We start from the raw sequence: 12,976 nt of genomic DNA on the forward strand, positions 1-12,976 counted from the left end.
CGGATGCCGGCACCGTTCAACGGGCCCCCGGAGACGACCGCGACCGAACCTATTTGCCGGCAGCGAGCTCGCGCGAGCGGGCGAGCGCAGCATCCGTCGCGGTGTCGAACAGCGCCTTCAGGCCGGCCGACTCGAGCACCTGCACGGCGCGCTCCGTGGTGCCATTAGGGCTGGTCACCCGGCGCCGCAGTTCGGCCGGGGCTTCGCCGGAGGACACCAGCAGGGTGCTCGCGCCGAGGAAGGTGCCGTTGACCAGTGTCGCCGCTTCCTCCGGCGAGAAGCCCTTCGACACCGCCGATGCGGTCAGCTGTTCGATGAGGTAGAACACGTATGCGGGGCCGGAGCCGGAAATCGAGCTCAGTGCGTCGAGCTTCTCCTCCGGCACCACCAGCACCTCGCCGACCGTCTCGAAGAGGGCGGTGGCAAGGTCCAGGTCCCGCGCGGTGGAGCGAGTGCCCGCGCTCAGCCCGGTGACGCCCTTGCCCACTGTCGCGGGGGTGTTCGGCATGGAGCGGATGACGGCCACCGAGCTGGGCAGCAGCGACTCGAACGTTGAAATGGTCACGCCGGCCGCCACGCTGACCACGAGCGTGCCGGGCTCCAGGCTGTCGCCGATCTCCCGCAGCAGGTCGGGGACCATCGCCGGCTTGACCGCGACCACGACGATGCGCGCGCCGGTCACCGCCCGGTGGTTGGCGTCGGCGTCGACCTCGGTCGCCCAGGCGGTGATGCCGTCGAGGCCGCTGAGCTCTCCGGCTTTGGCAGCCGACCGGTTGGTGGCGCGGATGCCGCCGTCCACCGTCACTCCCGGTGCGAGGAGGCCGGAGAGGATCGCCCTGGCCATCGAGCCTGCCCCGAGGAAGGCGATCGCGGGCAGGGACACGGGTGCGCTGGAGGTCATGGCGCCAGTCTAGTTTCGCGCCGGATGGCCGGTCTGGTGCGGCTCTAGGATTACAGCATGAGCGCATCGGGTGGAAACAAGGCAATCATCGCGGCATTCTCGGCCAACCTCGGCATCGCCATCACCAAGTTGATCGCATGGGCATTCTCCGGCTCCTCCTCGATGCTGGCCGAGGGCGTGCACTCGATCGCCGACTCCGGCAACCAGTTGTTGCTGCTGCTCGGCGGACGGAAAGCCAGGAAGAAAGCGGATGCCGAGCATCCGTTCGGTTACGGCCGTGAACGGTACGTGTACGCGTTTGTGGTGTCGATCATCCTGTTCTCGGTCGGCGGCATATTCTCCATCTACGAGGGCATCGACAAGGTGCAACACCCGCATCCGCTGGAGGTTCCGTGGCTGCCGATCGCGGTCCTGGTGATCGCCATCGTGCTCGAGTCGTACTCGCTCCGCACCGCCATCAAGGAATCGAACCCGCTGCGCGGCACCCAGACCTGGGTGCAGTTCGTGCGCCGGGCCAAGGCCCCTGAGCTCCCCGTCGTCCTGCTCGAGGACGTCGCCGCGCTGATCGGCCTGGTGCTGGCGTTCCTCGGCGTCGGCCTCACCATCGTCACCGGCAACCCGCTCTGGGACGGCATCGGGACGCTCGGCATCGGCGTGCTGCTGGTGGCCGTCGCGGTCATCCTCGGCATCGAGACCAAGAGCCTCCTGGTTGGCGAGGGGGCCAGCGAAGCCGACCTGAACGCCATCACCGCGGCCATCCTCGACGGCCCGGAGACCCGGCGCATCATCCACATGAAGACGCTGTACCTCGGCCCGGACGAGCTCCTTGTCGCCACCAAGCTCGCGTTTGACTCGTCCAGCCGGTTCTCCGACATCGCCGCCGCCATCAACAGCGTCGAGACCCGCATCCGAGCGGCAGTCCCGCTGGCACGCACCGTCTACATCGAGCCCGACGTGTACGTCGACCCGAACACGGCCAACCCGCCCACCGACGCCATCGTCATCAAGGGCCTCGAGTGAGCCGCACCGCGCTCGTCCTGCGGCACGACGCCAAGATCCACCTCGGCAACCTCGAACCGGTGCTGCGCGAACACGGTTTCGAACTCACCATCGTCGACACCGAGCTGGGCGACGTGGGCACGCTCGACCCGGTGGAGGCCGACCTCGTGGTCGTCCTCGGCGGTGAGATGGGCGTGTACGAGGCAGACCGGTATCCGTCGCTCCTCCAGGAGATCGAGTTGCTCCGCCGGCGCCTTGCCGCCGAACGCCCGGTGTTCGGCGTGTGCCTGGGCGCGCAGCTGATGGCCAGCGCCCTCGGCTCACCGGTCTACCGCGGTCCGAGCAACGAGATCGGCTACCGGTCCGTTGAACCGACGGATGCCGGCGCCTCGTCGCCGGTGCGGCATGTCTCCGGGGTCCCGGTCATGCAGTGGCACAGCGACACCTTCGACCTGCCGGAGGGCGTGACCCGCCTGGCCGGGTCGCCGGAGTACGGCAATGAGGCCTTCGGCATCGGCAACTGGGCCCTCGCCGTGCAATTCCACCCGGAGGTCACCGACGAGATGCACGAGGACTGGATGGCGTCGTCGGCGAGCGAGTTGGAAGCCGAAGGCCTCGACGTGGACCGGCTCCGAGCGGACCGGGAGCGGTACTCGAGGGGAATGCAGGAAGCGTCCAGGCTGATGTTCAGCGAATGGCTCGACGGGCTGGGTCCTCGAAGAACTCCCTGAGCATCTCCCCGCACTCGACCTCGAGCACCCCGGCGATAACCTCCGCCCGGTGGTTGAGCCTGCGGTCGCGCAGAACGTCGTAGACCGAACCCGACGCGCCCGCCTTCTCGTCCCACGCCCCGAACACCACGACCGGGACCCGGGCGGCGACGATGGCGCCGGCGCACATGACGCACGGCTCCAGGGTGACCACGAGCGTGCAGCCGGTGAGGTGCCAGTCCGCGGTTGCCGCGGCGGCCTGCCGCATCGCGACGATCTCGGCATGGGCGGTCGGGTCGTGGCTGAGTTCCCGCTCGTTCCTCCCCCGGCCGATCACCCGGCCGGCGGCATCCACGACCACGGCCCCCACCGGCACATCCGCTGTGGCCAGGGCGGCACGAGCCTCGTCGAGAGCGAGCCGCATCCAGGCTTCGCGCCGGCCACCGTCCAGACCCACGCCACTACCTCCCGCCTCGTAGTATTGAGCCTATGCGAGTCCACGTTGCCGACCACCCGCTCATCACCCACAAGCTCACGGTGCTCCGCGACAAGACCACCTCGTCGCCGATGTTCCGCGCCCTGGTCGAAGAGCTGATGACGCTTCTCGCGTACGAAGGAACCCGCGGCGTGCGGGTGGAGGAAGTCACCGTTGACACCCCGGTGGCCCAGGCCCGTGGCGTGAAGATCAGCGACCCGAAGCCGCTCGTGGTCCCGATCCTGCGCGCCGGGCTCGGGATGCTGGAGGGCATGGTGAAGCTGCTGCCCACCGCGGAGGTCGGGTTCCTCGGCATGGCCCGCAACGAGGAGACGCTCCAGCCCACCACGTACGCCGAGCGGCTGCCGGAGGACCTCTCGGATCGACAGTGCTTCGTGCTCGACCCGATGCTGGCGACCGGCGGTTCCCTGATCGCCGCCATCGAGTTCCTGTTCCAGCGGGGTGCTGTTGACGTCACGGCGATCTGCATCCTGGCCGCGCCCGAGGGCCTCGCGGCGGTCGAGAAGGCGCTGGCCGGTCGAGAGGTGACGATCGTGCTCGGTGCCGTGGACGAACGCCTGAACGAGCTCGGGTACATCGTGCCCGGTCTCGGCGACGCCGGTGACCGCCTCTATGGGTTGGTCTGACCCCGAGCTTCCTGGGCGCAGCTTCTGCGAGCGACGACACGCCAGCCCGCCAGAATTTCGATGATCTTTGATGGATTCCACTTTGGTCACGGAATATTTGACGGATGCGGTTTTTGGCGCGGATGCTGCAACAACTGCGCCGGGCTCCGGGACGTGGTGCGCGTCACACCGCGTCATCCGCTGGCACTGAATTGACATGCCACGTAACACTCGGCTTTACTCACTGTTATGACCGACTACGCGCACACCCCGACCTCCCTCGAGGCTCCTGGGAATGCCGGCATGATGATGCCCGGCATGCGCGCGGCCATGTGTTGCCGAATGTGTCGCTAACCCCAGACACCATCGCCGAGCGCCACAGCCGCTGATAATCAGCCGCCTGGCCCTCCCGGATGCCAGCATCCGCAGCACGGCCTCACCGGCCACCCCTCATCGAACCCTTGAGGCGACCACGCGTCGGGTTCACCGCATCATCTTCGCAAAGGATTCGTCCCATGTCCCTGGCACACATCGACACCGCTCGCCACACCCGCAACGTGCGGCCGGACTTCGCCCCGGCCCCTTCCGCTCCGGCCCCCCGGATTCGCGCCGTCCCGGAAGGCACGGAAGCCCGCGGTTTCGTGCTCTACGTCGGCATCGACGAGGCCAAGGCCGCGGCGGCCGGCACCAACCTGCACCGCCTGGTCGAGGCGCTGAAGTCCCTCGCCGCCGACATCGCCCCGAGCGCGGAGACCTACGCCGCGGTCGCCCTCGCCCCCGAGGGAGCCGGCGGCCGCGACGTCGACGTCGTGCGCCTGGCCCTCCAGGACCCCTCGGCCCTGGCCAAGCACCGCGCTGTCGAGGACGACCCCGACAAGGCTGCCGGCGGCGTGGTGGTGGACATCTCGCGCAAGCGCGTCATCCTCGACAACGAGACCGCGGCCCTGACCTACAAGGAATTCGAGTTGCTGCAGTACCTCGTGCTGCGCGAAGGCCGCACGATCGACCGCTCGGAGCTGATTTCGTCGCTGTGGAGCTCCGCCGACGAGGATGACGCGCCGAACGAGCGCACCATCGACGTGCACGTGCGCCGCCTGCGCGCCAAGCTCGGCCGCTATGAGGACATCGTGCGCACGGTGCGCGGCATCGGCTACCGGTTCGACCGGCACGCCGATGTGTCGATCCGCCAGGCGTCGACGCCGAGCCCCGACCTGTACTGACCCGTCGTGAACGCTTAGCGGCGCGCGAGCGCCTCGGCCAGGTCGGCGACCACGTTCTTCCAGTGACCGAGCATCATGCGGCGCTCGTCGCGGTCCGCGAGTTGATCGTGGTGGAAGCCGATCGTGGTCCCGCCGGCCGCCTCCTTCACCGTCACCTGCAGGGTGGTGTCGTGGGGCCAGTCTTCCGGCTGCCAGGTCAGCCGCACCCGCACCCCGGCGGTGTACCCGCGCACCTGGCCGCGAACACCATCCGCCGTCTGGTATGACGCGCCCTTCTCCGTGGGAAGGGCGCCTTCCCCCAGCCAGAGCGGCAGCCCGTCCCCGACCAGGAACTCCCAGACCGCCGACACCGGGGCGGACACCGTCTTCCGGACGCCGACTTCCCAGCCCGCGTCCTTGGTCTTTCCGGTGGTCTCGTTCGGTTCAGTGCCCATGTGCCCAACTCTATTCGCGCCGCTGCGGAACCCCGCCATCCGCTCGACGCGGACGGCCGCTCAACGTGGACATCCGTTTAACGTGGCCATCCGCTTAACGTGATTGAGGGCCGGTCGTAGAGGCTAACGACCGACCCTCTTCCCTTGCACCAAGAGTGTCCTGCAATCACATTCACGCCTTCCGCCACAGCAAACGGTTGACGCACTACGAATATATAACGAAGAGGTAACGGGCGCTAGTTATCTGATCGTTATTTTTCCAACGAGTTTTCCACACCGCGTCAGAGAAGCCGCGGTCGCGGCGAGTACCACACTGCCGAGTCAGCGAGATTCATACTTCCGCATGGGTTACTCTCGGGCTCAGAAGTCCTATCCTAGGAAATCAGTGGAAGGAGCGCGGGTGTCGAATCGACAAGTGGCCGTCGACGCCTGGGAGTCGCTGTTCCGCGCCCAGGTCGCCGTAATGCGCAGCCTCGCCGCCAACTTTCCGTCACGAGAGATCTCGCTGAACGAGTACGACGTCTTGTTCAACCTGTCCCGCCAGCCTGATCGCCGCATCCGTCTCCGCGACCTCAACCAGCACGTGCTCCTCACCCAGCCGAGCGTGAGCCGGCTGGTCGACCGGCTGGTTTCACGCGGTTATGTCGAAAAAGAGACCGACCCGGCCGACGGGCGGGGCGCGATCATCGGGTTGACGGATGCCGGTTACGCGCTGTTCCGCAGGGTCGCGCTGCTGCACATGGTCTCCATCACCGACCGCATCGGCGAGGCTCTCAGCGACGAGGAACTCAAGCAACTGACCGATCTCTGCGACCGACTGCGCACCGGATCCCGCTAGAACGGAGCATCGTGCGATGGGACGAGGGCCCTACCCCCCGCCCCACCGAGGCAATCCCTCTCGGGAAGGCCTTTCCCGTCCAGGCACCCGAACATGCCTGTGGCGGGGGTCTCGCGGCACAGAATACGTAAGGATACCTCACCTTCGGGTGGTGTCAACTAGTCGGTGGCGCCGCCCGGCCCGGTCGTCGCCCCCTCGTCGACCGGGGCGCCGCCGAGGGCGATGCCCGTCCAGGAGACGGTCGTCCACCCGGCGGCCGGTGAGCCTTCCACCACCACGACGCCGGTGTTGTGCAGCACGTGCCTCAGGGCGAACTCGGCGTCGACATTGGCCGAACGGGCGGCGACCCAGGCCCGGATGATCTGGCCATGCGCCACACAGGCCACGGTCGGGGCGCCGGCAGACGCGATCTCCTCGATCACCTCGTCGAACCGGCCGAACACCTCCGCACCGTTCTCGCCTCCCGGCATCCGCTGCTCGAGCTGACCGGTCGACCAGCCGAACGAGATCGAGTGATACTGCTGGACCGACGCGGCGTCGGTGTTCATCTCCAGGGTTCCCGCACTGATCTCACGGAGGCCCGCGCGCACCAGCACGGGCAGGCCGAGTGCACGGGCGAGCGGTGCGGCCGTCAGCTGGGCGCGGGTCTGCACCGACGCGTAAACGGCGCCGACCTGTTCATCGGCCAGGGCTTTCGGAATGGCAGCGGCCTGGCGGCGGCCGAGGCGGGTCAACCGGGGACCGGGCACGAGGGTGTCCAGCGCGCCGCGGACGTTCGACGGAGTCTGGCCGTGCCTGATCAGGAGCAGGCGCATCATGCCCCCGGCGGAGTCGGGTCCGGGCGGGAAGCGGCCAGCGCCCGAATCAGGCTCGGCGAATCGTAGGGGCCGATGTGGCGCTTCTGACCGATGAAGAAGGTCGGCGTGGAGTGCAGGTCCATCACCTGCGCATCGAGCACATCGTCGTTGACCCGGTTGATCACGTTCGCCGATCGGAGGTCGCGGGTGAAGCGTTCGATGTCGAGCCCGATCAGCACGGCGTATTCGATGACGTCGTCGGTGCCGAGTTCGTCCTGGTTGTCGAAGAGCACCGGCATGAATTCAAAGAATTTGCCCTGCAGCGCTGCCGCCTCGCTGGCCTCCGCGGCTTCCCGGGCGTGCGGGTGCACCCGCTCGAGCGGCAGATGCCGCCAGATGTAGCGCAATTCGGTACCGAAGTAGGCACGCACCTCGTCGATCGACCCCGTCGCGCGACTGCAGAAGGGGCATTCGAAGTCGCCGTATTCCACGAGCGTCAGCGGGGCATCCGGGTTGCCGCCGATGTGGTCCCGCACCGGGTCGATGGGCCGCAGCAGCGTTGCGCCGATCGCCACCGGCGGCCTGAGGTAGTCGACGAGCCGGAAGATCGCCCACCCCAGGACGAAGGCCAGAGCGGATGCCGCGAGCACGCCCACCTTTGCCTCATCACGCACTTGCGGGTCGGGGAGGGCGATGTCGGCGATGAACAACGCGATCGTGAATCCGATGCCCGAGAGCGCAGCACCGCCGGCGATTCGCCCCATGGTGAGGCCGGGGGCGAGTGCGCCGAGGCGCGTCGCACGCACGATGGCCGTGGCGCCGGTGATGCCGACGAGCTTGCCGATCACCAGGCCGGCAACGATTCCCCAGGCCAGGGGGGAAGCCAGCGCGGCGGTGAGCGTCGGGCCGTCCAACGGAACACCCGCGTTGGCCAGCGCGAAGAGCGGCAGGACCAGGAACCGGGTGTAGGGGCCGTAGGCGGTCTGGAGGCGCTCGTTGATTGAGATCGAATCCCGGAGGCCTCGCGTTGCGGCGCGGGCGTAGACCGGGCTCGGCGACTGCCGGAACACCTGGGTGAGCTCCAACGCCCGTTCCACCGCCACTCGTTTCGGCGGGAACACCGGGACCAGCAGGGCGATGGCGACGCCGGCCAGCGTCGGGTGCACGTGGGCCGCGTAGAGCGAGACCCAGACGGCCACCGCGAGGACCGCATAGGCCGGCCCCCGTCCGGCACGGAGGTGCCGGACGAACGCAACCGCGACCAGGAGGACCAGGGCGACAAGCAGTGGCCCGACGACCAGGTCATCCGTGTAGAAGACGGCGATGACAGTGAGCGCGCCAATGTCATCGACGACAGCAAGGGTGAGCAGGAAGATTCGGAGCCGGGCGGGAAACCTCGGGCCGACCACGGCGAGGGCACCGACCAGGAACGCGGTGTCGGTGGAGATGACCACACCCCAGGCATGCGCGCTTTCGGTGTTCTGGTTGATCAGCAGGAAGATGCCGGCCGGAATGAGGAGGCCGGCAACTGCCGCGACCACGGGGACGAGGGCCCGTGACCGGTCGGTGAGCTCGCCGATCGTGACCTCGCGCTTGACCTCGAGCCCGACGGTGAAGAAGAAGAACGCCATCAGGCCGTCGTTGACCAGGGCGCGGAAGGTGAGTTCAATGCTGGCGTCCGCGACGCGCAGCCGGATGAGGGAGTCCCAGAACTCGACATAGCCGGAGGCCAACGGGGAGTTGGCCCAGGCGACCGCGGCGACCGTGAAGGCCAGCAGCAGCGCTGCCGAGGCCTTCTCCGACTCGGCGATGCCGCTGCGCCGGGGGAGGAAGCGGTTCAGCCGGGGAAACCGTGGCGCACGTCGGCCCTCGGTTCGGTCGGGGGAAGTGGTCACGGCGCCTCACCGGGCGAGAGGGGGACGGAGTCGACGATTCACGCCGACGCTGGTTCAGGTCCACGCTACTGCCCAGCGGCGGGCGGTGTGAAGCGTCTCAGCCGGCCAGTTTCATTCGGACGCCTTCACGACCGCATCGCCGGAAAGGCCGCCTCGGATCAAGCGGTCGCGGAGTCGAAATCGGTGATGAGCTGCACCTTGCCTGCCGAAGCCGAGGACTCGTCGAAACGGTATCCCAGCCATTCCTGGGTCAGTCGGCGGGCGACCTCCAGTCCGACGACGCGCTGGCCGAAGGCGAGCACCTGGGCATTGTTGCTCATCACCGCACGTTCGACCGAGTAGCCGTCGTGGGCCGTGACAGCGCGGATCGACGGGACCTTGTTGGCGGCGATCGCCATGCCGAGACCGGTGCCGCAGATGAGCAGGGCACGATCGGCGGCGCCGTCGGCCACGAGGGTCGCCGCTTCGATGGCGACGCTCGGGTAGGGGGTGTGGCTGTTCTCGTCAACGCCGATGTCCACGACTGATGCAACGAGCGGGCTGGCTTCGAGATCGCGTTTCAGCGCCTCCTTGTAGGCGAAGCCGGCGTCATCGGCGCCGATGATGATTCTGAGGGGTTGGGTGGTCATGGGTAGCCGATCCTATTTGTCTGGGGCCGCGGAGGCGGCGAGGGCGGTCATGATGAGCGCGAACGAGGTGGCGCCGGGGTCCGGTGTCCCGAGGCTCTTCTGGGCGTGAGGCCGGGCTCGGCCAAGCTTCGGGAGGATGCCCGCAGTGCCGGCAGCCGCGTTGGAGGCGGCCAGCGCGGCCAGTTCGAGCGCCGGTTCAGCGCCAAGGCCGCGGTCCACGGCTCCGCGCAGGACGTCGCCGAACGGCTGGACCGCGTCGACCATGGTCTTATCGCCCACGGTCGCTTTGCCGAGCCGGGTCAAGGTGGCTGAGAATGCGTCGAAGGCCGCCACGAGCGATTTCGCGTCGACGGCGTCCACGTCGCCGAGGCGCTGGCCTGCCGCCCGCAACGCCGACCCCCACAGCACCCCTGAGGTGCCGCCGGCGTGCTCCGCCCAGGCATCGCCCGCCCGGGCCAGCGTCGTTCCGGCGCCGGCACCTCGTTCCGCGGTGCCGGCCGCGGCCGAGAAGGCCGCGTCGAGGCCGCGGACCATGCCGCGCCCGTGGTCACCATCGCCGGCGATGGCATCCATCTGGGCGAGCGTCTCCTCGTGCTCGCGCACGGTGGCCAGCGCCACCGCGACCAGATCGACGACGGCCGCCGCGGCTTCGCGCGAGAGCTCGCTGCCGGGCTGCACGAGGTCCGCCGCACCATCCACCTGGAGCCCGTCGTCATCCGCGTCGCCGACCGGGGTGAGCGTGGACCCCTTTCGATACGCGGGCGTGTCGACGGGTGCACGCCAGAGTTCTTCGAGCTCCTCGTCGAGCCAGACCAGGCTGAGCGAGACGCCGGCCATGTCGAGGCTCGTCACGAGCTCCCCGACCTCCGGGTCGACCAGCTCCAGCCCGGCCGCGGCCAGGAGCGGTGCCACTTCCCCCCAGAGCAGGAACAGCTCTTCATATTTGGTGGACCCGAGGCCGTTCAGGATGACACCGACCCGTCCGTCGTGCTGGTCGGGGCATTCGGCGAGGACGGTACGAACCAGAAGCTCGGCGATCTCCCGCGCGGAGCGAAGCGGCACGGTTTCGAGCCCCGGTTCGCCGTGGATGCCGAGGCCGACGGCCATCGACCCGGCGTCGACCGTGAAGAGCGGCTGGGTTGCACCGGGGAAGGTGCAGCCGGAGAAGGCGATCCCCGCCGTGCGGGTGCGTTGGTTGGCCTTGACGCCGAGACGCTCGACATCGTCGATGCCCGCGCCGGTTTCCGCCGCCGCCGCGAGAACCTTGAACACCGCGAAGTCGCCGGCGATGCCGCGGCGCTTGTGCGCTTCGTCGACGGAGGCGCTCAGCACATCGTCGGTGACGATCACTGTGCGCGCGTCGATTCCCTCAGCGCGGAGCTGTTCGCAGGCGATTCCGAAATTCATCACGTCCCCGGCGTAGTTGCCGAAGCTGAAGATGACGCCGCCCCCGCGATTCGCCTGGCGCCCGACGGAGTAGGCGTACTGGGCCGAGGGCGAGGTGAAGATGTTGCCGACGACCGCTCCGTCTCCGAAGCCCGGCCCGACCAGTCCGGCGAAGGCGGGATAGTGGCCACTCCCACCGCCGAAGATCACGGCGGTCTTCCCGCTCGCGCCGGGGCGGCGACGCACCACGCCGCCTGGAACCTGGCGCACGTAGCGCTGGTGAAGCAGTGCGAAGCCGGCCAGTGCCTCCTCGGCGAAGTCGGCTGGGTCGTTGTGGATCCTGGTCATGACGTTGTACTCCTCATCGAGTCATCACTCGAAATTGCGGTGCCGGGCGGCGAGATCGGCGAAGCCGAGGCCCAGTCGGTCGGTCAGTTGCAGCACCGCCGCGTCGAAGACGAGCTGGGTGCACTGCTCGAACAAGCTTCCCATCGGCTGGATGGATGCGACGAGGTCGCCGTCCCCGCGATACACGGTGGCCGGCACGACCAGCGCGACATCGGCGGCGCGGGGAGTCTCGGCCTCGGCGATCGCTGTGACGACGACCGTGGTCGCCCGGACAGCGCGAACGCGGGCGAAGACGTAATCGAGGTGGCCGATCGAGCCGGATCCGTTCACCATGATCATCGTGTCATCCGCCGTGACGGCGGGCGTCGTGTCGTCCCAGCCCCAGTGCACCCGCAGGCCGAGGTGCGCCAGTCGCATCGCGAACCCCCTGGCCGCGAGTCCCTCGCGGCCGACGCCGATGACGAAGACGCTTCCCGCGGAGAGGATCGCGTCGACGGCGCGGTCGACCTGATGCGGGTCCACCCGGGCGAGAGTGTCGGCCAGCTCGGTGGTGATGGTCGCGATGTTCCCGGGGAACGAGTTCATCGCGTGCCGCCCATGGAGACGGGGTCGGGGGCCCGCTCACCGGCCGGGGACGCCACGGCGGGCATGGCGCCGGTTGCGTCTGGGCTGCCTGTGCCACCGGCGGTTCCCGCGCCGGGCAAGGCGGCTCGCGCGCCGGCCTTCCGCGGATTCCAGCGCGCCACGTAGTAGTTGACGATCATCACCAGGAGCAGCATCGAGCCCCAGATGAGGTTCTTGACATAGGGGTTGAACTGCAGGATCGTGAAGGCGCTCTGCAACGACTGCAGGAGGACAAGTCCAAGCGCGACACTGATGACGCGACCCCGGCCGCCGTAGGGGTTGAAGCCGGCGAGCACGACCACCAGGATCGCTTGCAACAGATAGGACTCGCCGAACCCGACCCGGGCCGAGTTGACCCGCGAGACCATGATGATCGCAGCGATACCGACCAGAAGGCCGATCAGCATGTACGTCATGATGATGACGCGGTCGTTCCTGACCCCGGAGAAACGCAGCGCAGCGCTGTTCTCTCCGAAGAGGTAGACCTGGCGACCGAACCGCGTGCGCTTCAGCACGAAGCCGACGACGAGGTAGGCCGCGACCATCAGGATGAAGATGAGCGGCACGTTCGCTACTGTGGACGCCCCGAGGTTGGAGAAGGCGGTCACGGCGACCGGGACACTCTGCCCGTTGGTGACGACCATGCTGACACCCGTGAACAAGATCATGGTGCCGAGCGTCGCGAGGATCGGCGGGACGGACAGCTTGGCGATCAGGATGCCGTTCAGCAGTCCGCAGAGCAGACCGGTGACGAGCGAGACGACGATGCCGACGACCATTAGGACGGGCGCATTGGCGGCGGTAACCGGCACGAGCTGGCCGCTCATGACCTGCGCCCCCATGATCCCGGCCAGCACCGCCGCGGCGACGATCGAGAGATCGATTCCGGCCGTGAGCATGGCGATACCCATGGCCAGCGCGAGGAAGCCGAACTCGCTGACCTGCGACGACATCGACTGCAGGTTTCCGGCGGAGAGAAACCGCCCGCCGAGCAGCGACACGAGCACCAGCAGGGTCGCGACGGTCATCAGGATCAGCACGGAGAGGTTCTTGTCCTTCTCGACAAGGCGAGCGATTGCGTTCATGATTTCTCT

14 protein-coding genes are annotated in these 12,976 nt (G+C 68.2%); 5 read left to right on the forward strand and 9 right to left on the reverse strand.

The genetic code is table 11. The features are described 5' to 3' along the window. Nucleotides 1–49 precede the first annotated feature (49 nt). A complete protein-coding gene (gene proC / locus AB4Y94_RS04110; RefSeq protein WP_441725101.1) occupies nt 50–901 on the reverse strand; it encodes a pyrroline-5-carboxylate reductase in 852 nt (283 codons plus the stop codon). Between the two features lie 57 nt (nt 902–958). Between proC and AB4Y94_RS04115 the strand changes: the two genes are divergently transcribed. Then, nucleotides 959–1,921: a cation diffusion facilitator family transporter gene (locus AB4Y94_RS04115; protein ID WP_441725104.1), complete on the forward strand. Its 963-nt coding sequence runs from the start codon at nt 959–961 to the stop codon at nt 1,919–1,921. Continuing rightward, complete coding sequence (locus tag AB4Y94_RS04120) at nt 1,918–2,631, forward strand: glutamine amidotransferase (protein WP_441725106.1); 714 nt, start codon at nt 1,918–1,920, stop codon at nt 2,629–2,631. The genes AB4Y94_RS04115 and AB4Y94_RS04120 overlap by 4 nt, the downstream gene beginning before the upstream one ends. Here the strand turns inward: AB4Y94_RS04120 and tadA are convergent. After that, the gene (gene tadA / locus AB4Y94_RS04125; RefSeq protein WP_441725199.1) at nt 2,588–3,034 is read right to left on the reverse strand and encodes a tRNA adenosine(34) deaminase TadA; all 447 of its coding nucleotides are present in this window, start codon (nt 3,032–3,034) and stop codon (nt 2,588–2,590) included. The two genes, AB4Y94_RS04120 and tadA, sit on opposite strands and share 44 nt — an antisense overlap. A 65-nt stretch (nt 3,035–3,099) precedes the next feature. Between tadA and upp the strand changes: the two genes are divergently transcribed. Together upp and AB4Y94_RS04135 are read left to right on the forward strand one after the other, a co-directional pair. Beyond that, nucleotides 3,100–3,732, forward strand: coding sequence for a uracil phosphoribosyltransferase (gene upp, locus AB4Y94_RS04130; RefSeq protein ID WP_441725109.1), 633 nt, complete (start codon nt 3,100–3,102; stop codon nt 3,730–3,732). 494 nt (nt 3,733–4,226) lie between these two features. Continuing rightward, nucleotides 4,227–4,931: a winged helix-turn-helix domain-containing protein gene (locus tag AB4Y94_RS04135; RefSeq protein ID WP_441725111.1), complete on the forward strand. Its 705-nt coding sequence runs from the start codon at nt 4,227–4,229 to the stop codon at nt 4,929–4,931. 14 nt (nt 4,932–4,945) lie between these two features. Here the strand turns inward: AB4Y94_RS04135 and AB4Y94_RS04140 are convergent, their stop codons facing one another. Further along, nucleotides 4,946–5,365: an SRPBCC domain-containing protein gene (locus AB4Y94_RS04140; RefSeq protein WP_441725114.1), complete on the reverse strand. Its 420-nt coding sequence runs from the start codon at nt 5,363–5,365 to the stop codon at nt 4,946–4,948. Nucleotides 5,366–5,708: 343 nt separating this feature from the next. On the opposite strand from AB4Y94_RS04140, the gene AB4Y94_RS04145 reads away from it, so the two are divergent. Beyond that, on the forward strand, nt 5,709–6,203 hold the full coding sequence (locus AB4Y94_RS04145) for a MarR family winged helix-turn-helix transcriptional regulator (RefSeq protein WP_441725116.1): 495 nt from the start codon (nt 5,709–5,711) through the stop codon (nt 6,201–6,203). A 158-nt stretch (nt 6,204–6,361) separates the two neighbouring features. Here the strand turns inward: AB4Y94_RS04145 and AB4Y94_RS04150 are convergent, their stop codons facing one another. From AB4Y94_RS04150 to AB4Y94_RS04175, 6 genes are all read right to left on the reverse strand, one after another. Beyond that, nucleotides 6,362–7,021 (reverse strand): histidine phosphatase family protein, encoded by a 660-nt coding sequence (locus AB4Y94_RS04150; protein ID WP_441725119.1) that lies wholly within the window; start codon nt 7,019–7,021, stop codon nt 6,362–6,364. Further along, nucleotides 7,018–8,895 carry a Na+/H+ antiporter NhaA gene (gene nhaA, locus AB4Y94_RS04155; protein WP_441725122.1) on the reverse strand — a complete coding sequence of 626 codons (1,878 nt, stop codon included), beginning with the start codon at nt 8,893–8,895 and terminating at the stop codon, nt 7,018–7,020. The genes AB4Y94_RS04150 and nhaA overlap by 4 nt, the downstream gene beginning before the upstream one ends. Nucleotides 8,896–9,053: 158 nt before the next feature. Beyond that, entirely contained in the window at nt 9,054–9,524 is a 471-nt protein-coding gene (locus AB4Y94_RS04160; RefSeq protein ID WP_441725124.1) for a ribose-5-phosphate isomerase, read from the reverse strand. Nucleotides 9,525–9,536: 12 nt separating this feature from the next. Beyond that, nucleotides 9,537–11,258 (reverse strand): dihydroxyacetone kinase family protein, encoded by a 1,722-nt coding sequence (locus AB4Y94_RS04165; protein WP_441725127.1) that lies wholly within the window; start codon nt 11,256–11,258, stop codon nt 9,537–9,539. 24 nt (nt 11,259–11,282) lie between these two features. Next, on the reverse strand, nt 11,283–11,843 hold the full coding sequence (locus tag AB4Y94_RS04170; RefSeq protein ID WP_441725129.1) for an SIS domain-containing protein: 561 nt from the start codon (nt 11,841–11,843) through the stop codon (nt 11,283–11,285). Then, nucleotides 11,840–12,967 (reverse strand): ABC transporter permease, encoded by a 1,128-nt coding sequence (locus AB4Y94_RS04175; protein ID WP_441725132.1) that lies wholly within the window; start codon nt 12,965–12,967, stop codon nt 11,840–11,842. The genes AB4Y94_RS04170 and AB4Y94_RS04175 overlap by 4 nt, the downstream gene beginning before the upstream one ends. Nucleotides 12,968–12,976: the final 9 nt, after the last annotated feature.

Source organism: Glaciibacter sp. 2TAF33 (assembly GCF_052114945.1).
Taxonomy (GTDB): domain Bacteria; phylum Actinomycetota; class Actinomycetes; order Actinomycetales; family Microbacteriaceae; genus Cryobacterium.